Below are 15,700 nucleotides of genomic sequence, written 5' to 3' on the forward strand. Positions count from 1 at the left end.
GCATGGAACTGGGCGAAGCGCGCGAGGTGAGGACCACCTGCCCCTATTGCGGGGTGGGTTGCGGCGTGCTGGCGAAAGTCGCCGCGGGCGGTGAAGTGAGCGTGCGCGGCGCCCCCGCCCATCCAGCGAACATAGGCCGGCTCTGCTCCAAGGGCTCGGCCCTGGCCGAAACCATCGACCTCGACGGCAGGCTGCTCTACCCCGAAATCCACGGTCGCCGTGCCGGCTGGGACGAGGCGCTCGACCGCGTCGCTTCGACCTTTTCGCAAACCATCGCCGAGCACGGTCCTGACTCCGTCGCCTTCTATGTCTCCGGCCAGTTGCTGACCGAAGACTACTATGTCGCCAACAAGCTGATGAAGGGCTTCATCGGCTCGGCCAACATCGACACCAATTCGCGGCTATGTATGGCCTCCTCGGTTGCCGGCCACCGCCGCGCCTTCGGCTCCGACACCGTGCCCGGCACCTACGAGGATCTCGAGCTCGCCGACCTGATCGTGCTGGTCGGCTCCAATCTCGCCTGGTGCCATCCCGTGCTCTTCCAGCGCATCGCGGCGGCCCGGGAAAAACGACCGGAGATGAAGGTCGTGCTGGTCGACCCGCGCCGCACCATGACCGCTGATATCGCCGACATTCACCTGGCGATCGCGCCGGATGGCGACGTTGCTTTGTTCACTGGTCTGCTCGCCTGGCTCGGCCAGCACAACGCACTCGACCGCGCTTACATCACCGCCCACACGACCGGCTTCGGGCAAGCGCTCTTCGCTGCCTCGAAACTCGATCTTGCCGGCGTTGCCGCCGCCACCGGCTTGAGCGAAGAGGAGCTTGCCCGCTTCTATAGCCTGTTTGCCACCACCGCAAAGACAGTGACGGTCTACAGCCAAGGCGTGAACCAGTCGTCTTCGGGCACTGACAAGGTCAACGCCATCATCAACTGCCATCTCGCCACCGGCCGCATCGGCAAACCTGGGGCAGGACCGTTTTCAGTGACCGGCCAGCCCAACGCCATGGGCGGCCGCGAGGTCGGCGGCATGGCCAATATGCTGGCCGCCCATATGGAGATCGAAAACCCCGAGCACCGTGACCGCGTGCAGCGTTTCTGGAATGCGCCGGCCGTCGCCCCAAAGCCCGGTCTGAAGGCGGTCGAGATGTTTCAGGCGATCGCCGCCGGCCGCATCAAGGCATTGTGGATCATGGCCACCAACCCGGTCGATTCGATGCCGGACGCCGATGCCGTCGAGGCAGCGATCAAGGCTTGCCCGTTCGTCGTGGTGTCGGACGTGCTGGCGAGCACGGACACCGTGCGCCACGCCCATGTGCGGCTGCCCGCCGCCGCATGGGGCGAGAAGGACGGCACCGTGACCAATTCAGAGCGCCGCATCTCGCGCCAGCGCAGCTTTCTTGCTGTGCCCGGTGAGGCGCGGCCGGATTGGTTGATCGTCGCCGAGGTGGGCAAGCGGATGGGGTTTGACGAGGCGTTTTCCTATTCGTCGCCAGCGGAAATCTTCGCCGGACACGCCGCGCTGTCCGGGTTCGAGAATGACGGCGCACGGGATTTTGATGTTGGCGCTTATGCTGGTGTTGATAAGGAGGCCTATGCAGCGCTTGAGCCTTTCCAATGGCCGGCGCCGAGCACAGCCACCCCCCTCTGGCCTGCCGGCCATCTCCCCCGCAAGGGGGGAGATCAGCCGTCGCCTCGGCCTTCGCCAATTACCAACGATGCAGAAGATATGCCGGCGTCAAAGCTGCCAATCTCCCCCCTTGCGGGGGAGATGTCCGGCAGGACAGAGGGGGGTGTTCAAGCGGGACTTGACCCTTCCAGCACCCGCTTCTTCGCCAACGGCAATTTCTACAATCCCGACCGCAAGGCCCGCTTCATCGCCATTCGTCCCATCGTCGAGACACGCACCAGCCCGGACTATCCGCTGATCCTCAACACCGGCCGTGTTCGCGACCATTGGCACACGATGACCCGCACTGGGAAAAGCCCACGTCTCTCCCAGCACATGGCCGAGCCCTTCGTCGAGATCCACCCGGCGGATGCCACGCATCACGGCATTGGCGACGCCGACATCGTGCGCGTCTCCAGCCCGCGCGGCGATGTGCTGGTGCGCGCGCTGGTGACGGCACGCCAGCGCCAGGGCAGCGTGTTTGCGCCGATGCACTGGACTGACCAGTTTTCGGCAAAAGGCCGGCTCGACACGCTGACCGCGCCTCTGACCGATCCGGTTTCCGGTCAGCCTGCGCTGAAACATGTCGGCGCCCGCATCGAGAAGTTCGCCGCGAGAGCCTTCGGCTTCGCCGTGGTGCGCCGCAAGCCGGTGGCGGTCGCAGCAGATTACTGGGCCGTGGCCAAATGCAAGGGCGGCTGGCGGGTGGAGCTTGCCTTTGCTGACGACGACATCGACTGGGCTGGTTTTGCTGGTTCGCTTTTCGATGTTCCCGTAGCCGATACGCTCGCTTATCACGACCGCGATACCGGCCAGCATCGTATTGCTGCCTTCGACGACCAGCACCTCGCCGGGGCTTTGTTTATCGCGTCGGGACCGGTGGCGGTTTCGCGGGGTTGGGCGGCACAGCAACTCCAGGAGGTTCACACCAGCCAGCGCGAACGCTTCAGGATCGTCGCCGGTCGCGCCGGCGCCGATCGGCCCGATGCGGGCGCGACCGTCTGCTCCTGTTTCAGCGTCGGGGTCAACCAGATCGCGGCGGCAGTGGCAGCCGGGTGCGCGACAGTCGAAGCCATAGGCGGCGCCCTGAAGGCCGGCACCAATTGCGGCTCCTGCCGGTCCGAGATCCGGGCGGTCATCCAGGCCAATCGGGTTCAGGCTGCGGAGTAGATGCGGCTGGATGGGGAGGGGATCTGACGATATCCTCTTGGGCCAGTGTGGCGGTCCTTTTCGGGTCGCTGTGAGCGCGCCGGCAGGAGGATCACCTGGCTTGGCTGTCTAATCCAGCCGGTCGCGCAGGATGCTCCAGGGGAGCAGCATATTCGGTGCATAGCGCACGAGGTTGTGCAGCGGGATCGGCGCTGGCGGTGCGAAGGGGAGCGGCAGATATCGGGCGTCCGTTCCGCTCGCCCAGTCCGCCAGCACTCTGCCCATTACCGTGGTCATGGCGATGCCGCGGCCGTTGCAGGCGAAGCCGGCGATCAGGCCCGGGCGGAGGTCGATGAGGCGCGGCAGGAAATCCGGCACCACCGCCGCCACGCCTGTCCAGCTGTAGGCAAGCGGCGGCAGGTCAGGCAAATCGAGATGCCTGGCGAGCCGTCGCCAGATCGTTTGCGGCATGCGCGTCTCAGCGCCGGCTCCGACGACATGCATGCCGCCGCTGATCAGCCGGTTCTGGCCATCGAAGCGGCACGTGAACAGGTTTCGCCTGGTGTCGCCGACGCCCTGGCCGCCGGGCAGCAGGCGCGCGCGTATGGCCCGCGACAGCGGCGCAGTGGCGATCTGGAAGACTTTCAGCGGGATATAGGTCCGCGCCAGTGTCCGGTTCAGTGCCCCGCCATAGGCGTTGGTGGCGATCACCACCTTGCCCGCACGCACGGCGCCGGATGCGGTCGTCAAGGTCCAGCCATCCGCAGCGCGGTCGATGGAAGCGACGCGCGTCTGCTCGAAGATCCGCGCGCCGGCTTTTTCGGCGGCATCGGCCAGGCCGCGCGCATACTCGACCGGATTGAGGACGCCGCCCGAGTTATCCATCCAACCGCCGGCGTAGCCGCCGATACCGGTGAGCGTCGTGACCGCCTTGGCATCGAGCGTTACGGTCGGCCTGCCCCGCGCCGCCCATTGCTCGGCGCGCGATCGCGTCTTTTCCAGCGCGGCGGACGAATGCGCCGGCTGGATCCAACCATTCTGCACAGCGTCGCATTCTATGCCATGCCGCTTGATCAGCCCGAAGACCAGGTCGGCGCTGCCGGCGGCGAAGTCAACCAGGCACCCGCCGCGCTCGGGTCCGAGTTCGGCGATGATGTCGTCTGGATCCCGCTTGGCGAAGTTCGGAACGACGAAGCCGGCATTCCGGCCGGTCGCACCCCAGGCAATGAATTCGGCTTCGAGGACCGCGACCGAAAGCCCCTTCTCGGCGGCATGCAATGCCGTCGACAGGCCGGAAAAGCCGCCGCCAACGATTGCGAGATCGACGTCGAGCCCGCCTTGCAGCGTGCCCCGGTCGCAGCGGTTGCGGCTGACGGCATGCCAGAGTGAAACGCCATGCACGTCTTGCCGGATCATGGCATTCATGGTCCGGCCTCGTTCTCGCTGGCCGCTGCCTTTTTCTGTTTGCCGGGCTTCGGCCGGCGCGGCCGATCGCCGAACAATCCGTTCGGCCGGATCAGCAGGATGACGCACAGCATGACGCCGATGGCGACGATCTGCAGCGAGGCCGCGCGTGCTTGCTGCTCGGGCGCAAACAGCACGCTGGTCAGCGTGCCCGACCCCGCCCATATCGCCCAGACCAGGATGCTGCCGGCAATGGCGCCGGCATTGCTGCCCGAGCCGCCGACGATCAGCATCACCCAGACCTGGAAGGTCAGGATCGGCAGATAGTTATCGGGCGCGATGAAGCCGGTGAAATGCGCCTGCAAAGCGCCGGCCAGCGCCATGATGGCGCCGCCGACGGCAAAGGCCTGGACGCGGTAGAAGCGCGCGCTCTTGCCCAGCGAAATCGCCGCTCGCTCGTCCTCGCGCAGCGCCTTGAGCACGCGGCCCCAGGGGCTGCGCGACAGGTGCTCCAGAGCGAGATAGGCGATCAGCGTCACAGCCGAAACGACGGCGAGGTTCGACAGGTTGAACAACAGCGGCGTTTCGGCAAGGCCGCCGAACGGGCGCGGGATGAAACCGATGCCGAACGGGCCGCCCGTGAGTTTTTGCGCGTTGAGCGCGACCAGCTGCACGACGACGGCGACGCCGAAGGTGGTGATCGCCAGGTAGTCTGATCGCAGACGCAGCGTGGCCATGCCGGTAATTGCTGCGGCGATACCGCCGACGATCATGGCGCCCGCCCAGCCGGCCAGGATCGGCAGACCGAAGCCGCCGAAGCGCGCGGCATCGTCCGGGGTCGTGAGCAGCGCCGATGTATAGGCGCCGATGGCGACGAATCCGGCAAGGCCGACATTGAAAAGGCCAGTCAGCCCCCACTGCAGATTGAGCCCCAGTGTGACCAGCGAAAAGATCAGTGCGGTGGTCAGGAAGAAGGCGCCGTAGCCGAGCAGGTCCATCAGCGTTCCCTCACACCAAACAGGCCGATCGGCCGCACGAACAGCACCGCCATCAGGATGATGAAGGAGATTGCGGCGCGCCATTCGGCGCCGATCAGCTGCACCGCACCGGCTTCGGCAAGGCCAATGATCAGGCCGCCGAGCACGGCGCCCGGTATGCTGCCGATGCCGCCCAGGATGGCGGCTGCGAACATCGGTAGCAGCATGTCGAAGCCCATGAACGGGCGGATCTGCACCAGAATGCCGATCATCACGCCGGCCACGCAGGCCAGCGCCCCGCCGATGATCCAGGTGACGCGCACCACGGAGGCAACATCGATGCCGACGATGAGGGCCAGGGCCGCATTTTGGCTCAGCGCCTGCATGGAGCGGCCGGTCTGCGTGCGTGTCATCAACAGATGCACGCCGAGCACCAGCACTGCGGTCAGCAGCAGCAGCGCGATCTGATCGGGCGTGATGCGGATGCCGAAGCCGACCGGCATGGCGATCTGGATCGCCCGGCTGAAATAGGTCGGGCGTGAGCTGAAGGTGAATTCGAGCAGGCTGCGCAGCGCCATCGAGGCGCCGAAGCTCGCCATCACCACGATGATGGCTTGCCCCTGCGAGCGCAGCCGCGAAAACAGCACCTTGTCGAGCAACAGCGCCAGCAGGGCGGTGAAAGTCATGCCGACAACCAGCGCAACCAGCAGCGGCCAGCCGAAAGACAGCGGTCCAATGGGGGCCACCTTGCCGAACATCGCGCCGATGGCGCTGACGACGGCGAGCGTCGCATAGGTGCCCCAGGCCATGAAGTCGCCATGGGCGAAGTTCGAGAAGCGCAGGATCGAGTAGGTCAGCGTCACGCCGATGGCGCCAAGGCCGATCATCGAGCCGGTCAGCAGCCCATCGACGACAAATTGCTGGCTCATGCCGCGCCTCCCTTGCCGACGGGGGACGGGCGTTGGCCGAGATAGAGTTCGGCGACGACAGGATCGTTCCACAGTTCGGAAGCAACGCCCTCGTGCCGGTCCTTGCCGTCGACCAGCACATAGGCGCGGTCGCCGATGGCAAGCGCTGCCTTGGCGTTCTGTTCGACCAGCAGGATGGTGACGCCGGACTTGCGGATGCCGGCCAGCATCTCGAACACCGTCGATACGAATTTCGGCGACAGGCCGGCCGACGGCTCGTCGAGCACCAGCACCTTGGGATGGACGATTAGGGCGCGTGCGACGGCAAGCATCTGCCGTTGTCCGCCCGACAGATTGCCGGCGGCGGTGCGGCGCTGGCGGACGAGGTCGGGGAAGGCCGCATACATTTCCTCGATGCGGGCAGGGATTTCGCGTCGCTCGAGGATGCCGCAGGCGACTTTCAGATTGTCCTCGACCGACATCAGCGGAAAGATGTTCTCCGTCTGCGGTACGAAGGCGAGGCCGAGCCGGACCATGGTGTGGGCCGGCGCGGCGGTTATGTCCTTGCCGTCCAGGAACACCGCGCCGCCGGTGATCGGGACAAGGCCGGCGATCGCCTTGATGAAGCTCGACTTGCCGGCGCCGTTGGGGCCGAGCACGACGACGATCTCCCCCTTGCCGACGGTGATCGAGGCGCCGCGCACAATCGGCACGCCGGGCTCATAGCCGGCCTCGAGATTGCGGACGTTGAGGACAGTTTCGCTCATGCCGCACCTCCGAGATAGGCCTCGATGACGCGCGGGTCGCGGGCGACCTCTTCCGCAGTGCCTTCGCTGAGCAACTGACCGCTCGCCATGACCAGCACGCGGTGGCAGAGCCGCGTCACCATGTCGATATTGTGCTCGATCAGCAGAAAGGTGATGCCGCGCGCGTTGATGTCGCGGATGCGGTCGATGATGATCTCGAGCAGCGTTGCGTTGACGCCGGCCGCCGGCTCGTCGAGCAGGATGATCGCCGGATCGGCCATCATGACGCGGGCGAGTTCGAGCAGCTTGCGTTGGCCCCCGGAAAGCACGCGCGCCGGTTCGTGCGCCAGCCGAGCGAGCGAGACGAGCTCCAGCAGCTCGAGTGCCTTTGCCCTGGCTGCTCTTTCCTGTGCCGCCACTCGCCACGGCGTGACGAAGTTGGCGAGCAATTTTTCGCCGGCTTGGCCCTGCGCCGCCAGCATGATGTTTTCGATCAGCGTCAGATTGGGCAGGGGGCGCGGGATCTGGAAGGTGCGGCCAAGACCACGGCCGATACGCAGATGAGCGGCTTCGCCGGAGACGCGCGTGCCATTGAGCAGGATATCGCCGCTGGTTGGCAATATGCTGCCCGCCAACAGATCGAACATCGTCGTCTTGCCGGCGCCATTCGGCCCGATCAGGCCGAGGATTTCGCCCGCTTTGACATCAAACGAGACATCGTTGACGGCGACAAGGCCGCCAAAACGCCTGACGACGTTTCGTGCCGTCAGAACTGGCGCACGGGTCTCCTGCCGTTGGCGCTCCGCTGCATCGCTCATCAAACCCTCTGGCCGAAGACGATCGTTGTCGCCTCCTGATTTTTGATTTGTGATCACACTTGCGTTGATCACGCTATTCGGCTTTAATTTCATTCGCAAGCCGAAAACGGGGCAAATGCCGGTAATGCAGAAGGCTGCCATCGACAAGAACAACGGGACGATCGCAGCCCAGCTTACGCCGGTCGGCCGCGAGACGGTGCAGGATCGCGTCTATTCCGAGTTGCGCCGTGCTCTGATCGGTGGCCTTTTCGAGCCAAACCAGGTGCTGACTATCCGCGGTCTCGCCGATGCGCTGGTCACCTCGACCATGCCGGTACGCGAAGCGCTTGGACGGCTGATCACGGAAAAGGCGCTGGAGGCGCTGCCCAACCGCTCGGTGCGCGTGCCGCCGATCACGCTGGAGCGCATCGACGACCTCCTGCGCGCCCGCTCACTCATCGAAGGCGAAGCGATCGCGCTTGCCGCCACGCGTATGAGCCCGCGCCAGATCGCTTCGATCGAAGCCATGCTGGGCGAGTGGGACGAGATGCGGGCCCTGAAGCACAAGAAGGATATCGACCGCGAAGCGACGCTCAACCAGAGCTTCCATTTTGAGATCTACCGCTGCTGCGGCTCGGCTGTGCTGATCCCGATGATCGAAAGCCTCTGGCTTCAATCGGGACCCTGCATCCGCGTCGCCATATATGCCTTCTCCGAGGCCGGGGAGGTCGATACCGCGCACTATCACCGCGGCATTGTCGCGGCACTTGCCAAACAGGATGCGCTAGCGGCGCGCGAGGCGCTGGTAGCCGACATCAGCCGCCCCTTCGCCTTCCTGCGCGACAAACTTCAATCGGCGAAGGACTGACATGCCCAAGCCCGCCATCGGCATCACAGAACCACGCTCGAAGCTTTCCGTGACGGCGCTGCTATTGCCCGAAAAGGCGCCGGAGAATGCCGCCTTCCTGCTGGCTTATCTGGCGCAGCCACGCATCATCCCAGGCATCCATGCGATGTGGACAGGACCGGAAATCTCGTGCCCGGTTCCGTCAGCCGATCTCCACGGCCAGGCCTATGCCCAGTCTTTGCCACCGGAGAATGCAACGCTGACGCCGCAGCCCGGCGATATCGTGCTGTCCTATGTGCCGCCACGCGTGTGGGGCGGCAATCCCAATGCCATCTTCGATATCGGCCTGTACTACGGGCAGGGGGCGCGGCTGCTGTTCCCGATCGGCTGGCTGGCCGGCAGCGTGGTCGCGCAAGTGCTTGCCGGAGAGCGCGATCAGTTTGCCGCCGCCTGCGGCGTTATCCGCCGCAACGGCGCCTGTGACATCACCTTCAGCCTGGTGGAGGCCTGAATGGCCGACGACAGTTTCGAGCTCTTCGATCTGCGCGTCGAAGCGGTCATTCCCGAAGGCAAGCCGGTCTATTGCGGCGCCAGGGCCGGCGACTATTTCGAACTGAAGGGCGAAATGCTCTCGCTGCCGGCAGGGCAGGGTTTTTCGATCTATTCGATCTCGGCCGTGTTGCCGCTCCTGGCGGCAAAGCAGCGCCCGACGCATGCAAATGACTGGATGACCTCGGATGCCGAGATCGCCTGTCCCGATCCCAATTGCGCCAGCCGGCTCCGCATCGTCAGGCTTGCCAAGCGGCGGTTCAGCCATGCCGAAACCACGGCCGTGCCGCTGCCGAAGGAGACCGACAAGGGATGACCGCCAGGACCGTCGAACTCAGCCCCGGCTATGCGATCTCGCGAGTCATCCGCGGTGGCTGGCAGCTTGCCGGCGGGCATGGCGCCGTCGACCGCAGCCAGGCGGTGACCGACCTCATCGCCACTTTCGATGCCGGCATCTGGACCTATGACTGCGCCGACATCTACACCGGCGTCGAGGAACTGATCGGCGCCGCGCGCCTGCGGCTGGCCGGCGAGCGCGGTCTCGATGTTGCGGCCAGGATGAAGGTGCACACCAAGCTGGTGCCGGACCTCGAACGACTGGCAGGCATCAGCCGCGACTACATCAGGGGCATCGTCGATCAGTCGCTTCGCAGGCTCAAGACCGAGCGGATCGACCTCGTGCAGTTTCACTGGTGGGATTATGACCAGCCTCGTTACGTCGAGGCGATGGGTTGGCTCGACGAGCTTCGGCTGGAAGGCAAGGTGCGCAATCTCGGCACCACCAATTTCGATACGCCGAGGCTAGCCGAAATCCTCTCCGCGGGCATCCCGCTGGTCAGCCAGCAACTGCAATATTCAGTGCTCGACCAGCGGCCGGCAAACAGCCTTGCGGGCCTTGCCGCTAAGAACGGTGTCCGCTTCCTCTGCTACGGCTCGGTGGCGGGCGGCTTCCTCAGCGACAAATGGCTTGGCGTGGCCGAGCCCTCCACGCCGCTCGAAAACCGCTCGCTGGTCAAATACAAGCTGATCATCGACGACTTCGGCGGCTGGGAGCTGTTCCAGTCCCTGCTCAAGGCGCTGAAAGCGGTCGGCGATCGCCACGGCGTCGACATCGCCACCATCGCCTCGGCATGGGTGCTCGAGCAGCCGCAGGTCGCGGCCGTCATTGTGGGTGCGCGCAACCAGGCACATGCGCTGGCCAATACGAAAATCATGGACGTCGCGCTCGACGCCGACGATCGCGCGCGGATTGCTGCCGCCATCGCACAAGGCACCGGCCTCGCGGGCGATGTCTACGCGCTGGAGCGCGACCGTCATGGCCGCCACGGCTCGATCATGCATTACAACCTCAATGCGGGGAAGAAATGAGCGGAGAGCCTTCCCTTTTTTCGCGTGCCAGCGCTGAAATCATCGACCTGCATCGCTTCTTCGTCGACTGGTTTGTCGCCGCGCGAGCCGACGCTGTGGAGTTCGGCCGCTTCGAGGCTGTCATGGGCGAAGGCCTCACCATGGTGGCGCCGAATGGCCAGATCCTCGATCGCGACGCGGTCGTAGATCATGTCCGGACAAGCCGCGCCACTTGCGACAACGGTTTTGCCATATCGATCGAGGACATCAGGCCGGGTTGGCAGGACGCGGACACGATCGTCGTCTTCTACGTCGAGGCGCAACTGCGCGCCGGCAAGCATAGCCGCCGGCAGTCCAGTGCGGTCTTCACCACCAGTTCATCGGCACCAAACGGCGTCGAATGGCGGCATCTGCATGAGACCTGGCTGCAGGCGCCGGAAGGCTGAACAGGCAAAAGTTCAAACAAGAAAAGGGGAACGGCAATGAAGAAGACGATACTTCAAATCACCACAGCACTGGCTCTCGTGACGATGGCCGGCGCCGCACACGCAGCGGACTGCAAGATCACCGTCGGCCTGGTCATGGAGCTCACCGGTCCGGCCGGCGAATACGGCCAGGCCGGCGCGAAGTCCGTCGAAATGGCCTTCCGCGACATCAATGAAGCCGGCGGTGTTCGCGGCTGCGATCTCGTAACCGACACGCGCGACAGCCAGAGCCAGGGCAATATCGCGGTCGATGCCGCGACCCAGCTTGTACATGTCAAGAAGGTGCCGGTGATCATCGGCGGCATCATCTCCTCGGTGTCAATCCCGATCCTGACCTCGGTCACCGGGCCGGCCAAGATCGTGCAGGTGTCGCCGGCTTCATCCTCGCCGACGCTGACCGCCCTTGGCCGCGACGGCAAGACCAACGGCATCTTCTTCCGCACCATCACGTCGGATGCGCTGCAAGGCGTGGCCGCCGCCAAATACGCCATCGACAAGGGCTTCAAGAAACTGTCGATCATCCATGTCAACAACGACTTCGGCGTCAACATGGTGGCCGAATTCTCGCGTGCCTACAAAGCGCTCGGCGGCACCATCGTCTCCGACACGCCCTATAATGAAAAGCAGTCGAGCTATGCTTCGGAAGTGACGGCGGCGATGGGAGGCGAGCCGGACGGACTCTACCTCGTCAGCACGCCGGTCGACGGCGCAACGGTCGCCCGCACCTGGATATCGCAGGGCGGCGTGCAGAAATTCCTGCTCAATGACGGCATGAACAGCCCGGACTTCATCGAATCCGTCGGCGCCGACTATCTCAAGGATGCCTATGGCACCTCTTCCGGCACCAGCCCGACGGCCTCCACCGACTACTTCCTGAAAAACTACAAGGAGTTTTCGGGTATCGAGCCGTCGAACCCGGCAGCCGACCGTTCCTATGATGCCGGCGCCATTGTCGGCCTCGCCATTGCCATTGCCGGCTCCGAGGATCCAGCCAAGATCAAGGATGCCATGTACAAGGCGGTCGATCCTGCCGGCACACCGATCTATGCCGGCAAGGACGAGTTCGCCAAGGCGCTCGGCCTGATCAAGGACGGCAAGCCGATCCGCTATGAAGGCGTCATCGGTCCGGTCAGCTTCGACAAATATGGCGACATCACCGGTCCGTTCCGGCTGTGGAAGATCGTCGACGGCAAGGTGACGACCGACGGTGAAATGACAACCGACGACGTCAACGCGCTGCAGGCGAAATTGCAATAGGCGCTGGTACATTGTCCGGCGCGATCTCCGTTCGATCTCTGGGAGATCGACGCCGGACAAGCAGTCCAACATCGGCGCTAGTTACGCGGTCAAGCGCGAAATCAGCCGGGTCAATATAACGACAGGCGGCTGGCCGGGCATGAAGACCTGCGGATTGGAGAGGGCGCCGACGATATGACCCACAAAGTCTGATTTGTCGTAGCCGATTGACGATATCGGGTAGGCGTCGAAATTGGTCAGGGACACATTGTCGAAGCCATAGAGGCGGAAGCGGCTGGGCCGGTTGTCGGGGAAATCCGCCCGGCAGACATCCAGAACACCCATGGCCATCGCGTCGGACGTACAAAAGACCGCATCTGGACAGCCGCGTTCCGTCAGGCCGACTGCCGCCGCATGACCCGACTCGTAGGAATAGTCTCCCTGGATCGTCTGCAGCAGTTCAATTCCATGATGCCGGAACGCTCCGAGGTAGTGGCCGATGCGCAGCTGTTCGACCCGCGAGGACGAACGGCCGGTCAGCAGGCTGGCCGTGCGCGCGCGCTTGGCCGCCGCATCCGCCACGGCCTCGGCGATGCCGACGCCTTCATCGGGAATGACGGTGGGTGACAGATCGTCATGCAGTCCGTTCAGCATGATGACCAGGTCCGAGCGAAACATGCGCCGCACCGTCGCTGCATCGGCAAAGTCGGAGAACACCACGGCGGCATCGACATGATAGGCAACGCCGTTGCGCAGAAAATCCTCGACCCCTTCCGCCGAGCCGATGCGGATGAGAATGACCTGCTTGCCGATCGACTGGATTGCGTCGAGCAGCCGGTCGAACAGGTCGAGATCTGAAAGGTCGTGAATGTGGTTGACCACGACGGCAACCAGATTGACGGTCTTGGTGGTCAGGCTTTGCGCCAGGAGATTGGGTTTGTAGCCGAGCTGCGCGGCGGCCTGCACGACACGTTCGCGTTTGTCCGCCGAGACCGGTCGCGGTCCGCTCGACAGCGCACGGCTGGCCGCGGCACGCGACACGCCTGCCAGCCGCGCGACATCGGCGATCGTTGCGACGGCGCCTCGAGTGTGCGCCGATGGGTTACCGGTAGTGGGTGTCACCACAGCGGGTTGAGCGCCGGCGGGTTGGAGTCCGGCCCCCACCACTTCTTGTAGGTCGTCTCATAGGTGCCCGACTGGATGAAGTCGGACACGAACATGTCGAGCCAGCGGACGAATTCGGGATCGCCCTTGGCGACCGCGATGCCGATCGGATCGTTGGAATAGAGGCCAGGCAGCGTCACCAGGCTCGGTGTCTTGGTTGCGAGGTAATCGAGCAGCGAGGAATCCTCGATCGCCGCATCGACGCGCTTCTGTTGCAGCTGCAGAACCCCGTCGGGCGCGAACTGGTCGACATAAACGAGCTCTGCGTCCGGCACGGCTGCCTTGAGGAAGGTTTCGCCCGTGGTGCCGCGGCCGACGACAACCTTCTTGCCGGCGAGCCCCTTGAGGTCGGTTATCCCGGCATCCTTCTGGACGATGACGCGCAGCCCGGCCCGGTTGTAGGGGATGGTGAAGTTGACGGTCTTGGCCCGCTCGAGCGTTGCCGAGGTGTTTGCGACCGCGACATCGATCTGTCCCGACACCAGCATGGAAATACGGGCATCGCCCGAGACGTCGACGAACTCGACCGACACCCCGAGCTTTTGCGCCAGCAGCGTCGCGACATCGACATCGTAGCCGACAGGGTTGTTTTGTGCATCGCGAAAGCCGATCGGCTCGCCGCCGAGCGATACGCCGATGCGAATGGTGCCGCGTGAGCGGATGTCGTCAATCATGCCGGCAAGGGCCGGAAAAGCCGAACCGGCCACGATGGCCAGCGCGGCGAAGGCACGCAGTACGGTTTTCATGGTTCCTCTCCTTATTTTCAAGTGACGCGTCTTGCCGCCCGCAATTCGGGTGCGGACATGGAATCCTTCCAGAGCCAGTAGCGGACCTCGCCCTCGCATCTGAAATTCACCACCTCGTGGTTCTGCTCGGCGTCGACGGCGTGGATGACCACTGCGGCCAGGAAGCCGGTGTCGAGTTCAGCCAGTTCCTCGACCGCCAGCGCGACCGCATCCGACAAGGATCGGCCAAGCTTCATGGCCAGCACGACGGTCCGTGCGGTGGCGCAGCGCATCGTCATCTCGCCGGTATGGGTGCACGCCGCCGCGCCATAGCGGCTGTCGGCGTAAAAGCCTGCGCCGGGAATGGGAGAATCGCCGAGCCGGCCCGGATATTTCCACGCCCAGCCCGAGGTCGAAGTCGCGGCATGGATGCCGCGCCGCGCATCCGCCGACAGGAAGACGGTGGTGTCGCGGACGCGCTCGGGATCGGTTATAGTACGGCTGAGCGGCGCCAGATCGATATTGGGGAATTTCGCCAGCTGTTGCGGTGTGAGTTCCTGTTGCAGCCGCTCCCACCAGACGCGCCTGGAGTCCTCGAACAAGGCTTCGTCTTCGGCAAAACCGATTTCGCTGGCAAAGCGCCGCGCCCCTTCGCCGGTCAGCATCACATGCGGCAGGCGCTTCATCACCTGCTGCGCCAGGGCAGCGACCGCCAAGGTCCTTGGCACAGCGCCGACTGAACCGACCTCTCTTGTATTGCCATCCATGACGCCGGCGTCGAACTCCATCTCGCCCAGCATGTTCGGCCAGCCGCCATAGCCGACGCTGCGAACCTTGACCTCTTTCTCCACCATGCCGATGCCGGCAACCATCGCGTCCAGGCTGACGGCGCCATCGCGCAGCATTTGCACCGAGGTCTCGAATCCCGGCCATGCTTCGTTGTTGGCTAACAGCAGCATTCCTAGTCCTTGCGCATCCTGGAGAGAAACTGCGCAACCCGCGGCTGCGCCCGGCCGCCGTCCGCGGCGAAGAAACGATCCGTCGGCAGATCGACCACCAGCCTGCCCTTGTCGAGGAAGACGATGCGGTTGGAAATCTCGCGCGCGAATTCGATCTCGTGGGTGACGAACAGCATGGTCGTGCCTTGCGCGGCGAGATTAGCCAGGATGGCCAGCACCTCGGCCGTCATTTCCGGGTCGAGCGCACTGGTCACTTCATCGAGCAGCAGATAGCGCGGCTGCATGGCGAGCGCCCGGCAGATGCCGACACGCTGGCGCTGCCCGCCCGACAACTGCGCCGGGTAGGCGTTGGCCCGATCGGCAAGGCCGACGGACTCGAGCAGCTTGCGCGCCAGCGCCTCGGCCTCAGGGCGCGGCATCTTCAGCACCTCGATCGGGGCGAGCGTAATGTTCTGAAGCGCGCTCATATGCGGATAGAGGTTGAACAGCTGGAAGACGGTGCCTGAGCGCTTGCGCGCCTCGGCCAGCTCCTTCGGCTTGCTGACATCGAAATCGTCGACCGTGATGCGCCCCGACTTCAGCTTTTCGAGGCCGTTGATGCAACGGATCAATGTCGACTTGCCGGACCCTGACGACCCGAGGATCGAGACCACTTCGCCGGGCGCGATCGTCAGGTCGACGCCGTCCAGCACAGTGACCTCGCCGAACGCTTTGTGCACGTTTTCGATCTTGAGCAT

At 64.5% G+C, this 15,700-nt stretch carries 16 protein-coding genes; 7 read left to right on the top strand and 9 right to left on the bottom strand.

Annotation, left to right across the window (positions count from 1 at the left end; all coding sequences use genetic code 11):
* Positions 1-2 precede the first annotated feature (2 nt).
* A complete protein-coding gene (locus NKH38_RS14850) occupies positions 3-2,840 on the top strand; it encodes a molybdopterin-dependent oxidoreductase (RefSeq protein WP_352904350.1) in 2,838 nt (945 codons plus the stop codon).
* A 108-nt stretch (positions 2,841-2,948) separates the two neighbouring features.
* On the opposite strand, the gene NKH38_RS14855 is transcribed toward NKH38_RS14850, so the two are convergent.
* Genes NKH38_RS14855 through NKH38_RS14875 form a run of 5 tightly spaced genes read right to left on the bottom strand, consistent with a single transcriptional unit; the run spans position 2,949 to position 7,672 of the window.
* Positions 2,949-4,244 carry an NAD(P)/FAD-dependent oxidoreductase gene (locus NKH38_RS14855; protein ID WP_352762631.1) on the bottom strand — a complete coding sequence of 432 codons (1,296 nt, stop codon included), beginning with the start codon at positions 4,242-4,244 and terminating at the stop codon, positions 2,949-2,951.
* Positions 4,241-5,224 (bottom strand): branched-chain amino acid ABC transporter permease, encoded by a 984-nt coding sequence (locus NKH38_RS14860; protein WP_023830392.1) that lies wholly within the window; start codon positions 5,222-5,224, stop codon positions 4,241-4,243. The genes NKH38_RS14855 and NKH38_RS14860 overlap by 4 nt, the downstream gene beginning before the upstream one ends.
* Entirely contained in the window at positions 5,221-6,129 is a 909-nt protein-coding gene (locus NKH38_RS14865; RefSeq protein WP_352652791.1) for a branched-chain amino acid ABC transporter permease, read from the bottom strand. The genes NKH38_RS14860 and NKH38_RS14865 overlap by 4 nt, the downstream gene beginning before the upstream one ends.
* Positions 6,126-6,875 (bottom strand): branched-chain amino acid ABC transporter ATP-binding protein, encoded by a 750-nt coding sequence (locus tag NKH38_RS14870; RefSeq protein ID WP_352652790.1) that lies wholly within the window; start codon positions 6,873-6,875, stop codon positions 6,126-6,128. Before NKH38_RS14870 ends, NKH38_RS14865 begins: the two co-directional genes overlap by 4 nt.
* Positions 6,872-7,672, bottom strand: coding sequence for an ABC transporter ATP-binding protein (locus tag NKH38_RS14875; RefSeq protein WP_023682688.1), 801 nt, complete (start codon positions 7,670-7,672; stop codon positions 6,872-6,874). The genes NKH38_RS14870 and NKH38_RS14875 overlap by 4 nt, the downstream gene beginning before the upstream one ends.
* Positions 7,673-7,796: 124 nt before the next feature.
* Here NKH38_RS14875 and NKH38_RS14880 point away from each other — a divergent pair, with 124 nt between their 5' ends.
* The 6 genes from NKH38_RS14880 to NKH38_RS14905 are packed head-to-tail and all read left to right on the top strand — an operon-like array spanning position 7,797 to position 12,136.
* The gene (locus NKH38_RS14880; RefSeq protein ID WP_023682687.1) at positions 7,797-8,519 is read left to right on the top strand and encodes a GntR family transcriptional regulator; all 723 of its coding nucleotides are present in this window, start codon (positions 7,797-7,799) and stop codon (positions 8,517-8,519) included.
* A gap of 1 nt (position 8,520) precedes the next feature.
* Entirely contained in the window at positions 8,521-9,009 is a 489-nt protein-coding gene (locus tag NKH38_RS14885; RefSeq protein ID WP_023667857.1) for a DUF3830 family protein, read from the top strand.
* Positions 9,010-9,363, top strand: coding sequence for a TIGR04076 family protein (locus NKH38_RS14890; RefSeq protein ID WP_023667858.1), 354 nt, complete (start codon positions 9,010-9,012; stop codon positions 9,361-9,363). It abuts the gene before it with no gap.
* Positions 9,360-10,415, top strand: a complete 1,056-nt coding sequence (locus tag NKH38_RS14895) for an aldo/keto reductase (RefSeq protein WP_023834906.1) — start codon at positions 9,360-9,362, stop codon at positions 10,413-10,415. Before NKH38_RS14890 ends, NKH38_RS14895 begins: the two co-directional genes overlap by 4 nt.
* Entirely contained in the window at positions 10,412-10,840 is a 429-nt protein-coding gene (locus NKH38_RS14900) for a hypothetical protein (RefSeq protein ID WP_352762626.1), read from the top strand. The genes NKH38_RS14895 and NKH38_RS14900 overlap by 4 nt, the downstream gene beginning before the upstream one ends.
* A 36-nt stretch (positions 10,841-10,876) precedes the next feature.
* Positions 10,877-12,136, top strand: a complete 1,260-nt coding sequence (locus tag NKH38_RS14905; protein WP_352762624.1) for an ABC transporter substrate-binding protein — start codon at positions 10,877-10,879, stop codon at positions 12,134-12,136.
* 81 nt (positions 12,137-12,217) lie between these two features.
* On the opposite strand, the gene NKH38_RS14910 is transcribed toward NKH38_RS14905, so the two are convergent.
* The 4 genes from NKH38_RS14910 to NKH38_RS14925 are packed head-to-tail and all read right to left on the bottom strand — an operon-like array spanning position 12,218 to position 15,700.
* A complete protein-coding gene (locus NKH38_RS14910; RefSeq protein WP_352762622.1) occupies positions 12,218-13,240 on the bottom strand; it encodes a LacI family DNA-binding transcriptional regulator in 1,023 nt (340 codons plus the stop codon).
* Complete coding sequence (locus NKH38_RS14915) at positions 13,234-14,025, bottom strand: transporter substrate-binding domain-containing protein (RefSeq protein WP_352762621.1); 792 nt, start codon at positions 14,023-14,025, stop codon at positions 13,234-13,236. The genes NKH38_RS14910 and NKH38_RS14915 overlap by 7 nt, the downstream gene beginning before the upstream one ends.
* 17 nt (positions 14,026-14,042) lie before the next feature.
* Entirely contained in the window at positions 14,043-14,963 is a 921-nt protein-coding gene (locus tag NKH38_RS14920; protein ID WP_023695229.1) for an isoaspartyl peptidase/L-asparaginase, read from the bottom strand.
* Positions 14,964-14,965: 2 nt separating this feature from the next.
* Positions 14,966-15,700 (bottom strand): amino acid ABC transporter ATP-binding protein, encoded by a 735-nt coding sequence (locus NKH38_RS14925; RefSeq protein WP_023682682.1) that lies wholly within the window; start codon positions 15,698-15,700, stop codon positions 14,966-14,968.

This window comes from Mesorhizobium sp. M1078, from assembly GCF_040318615.1.
Lineage (GTDB): Bacteria > Pseudomonadota > Alphaproteobacteria > Rhizobiales > Rhizobiaceae > Mesorhizobium.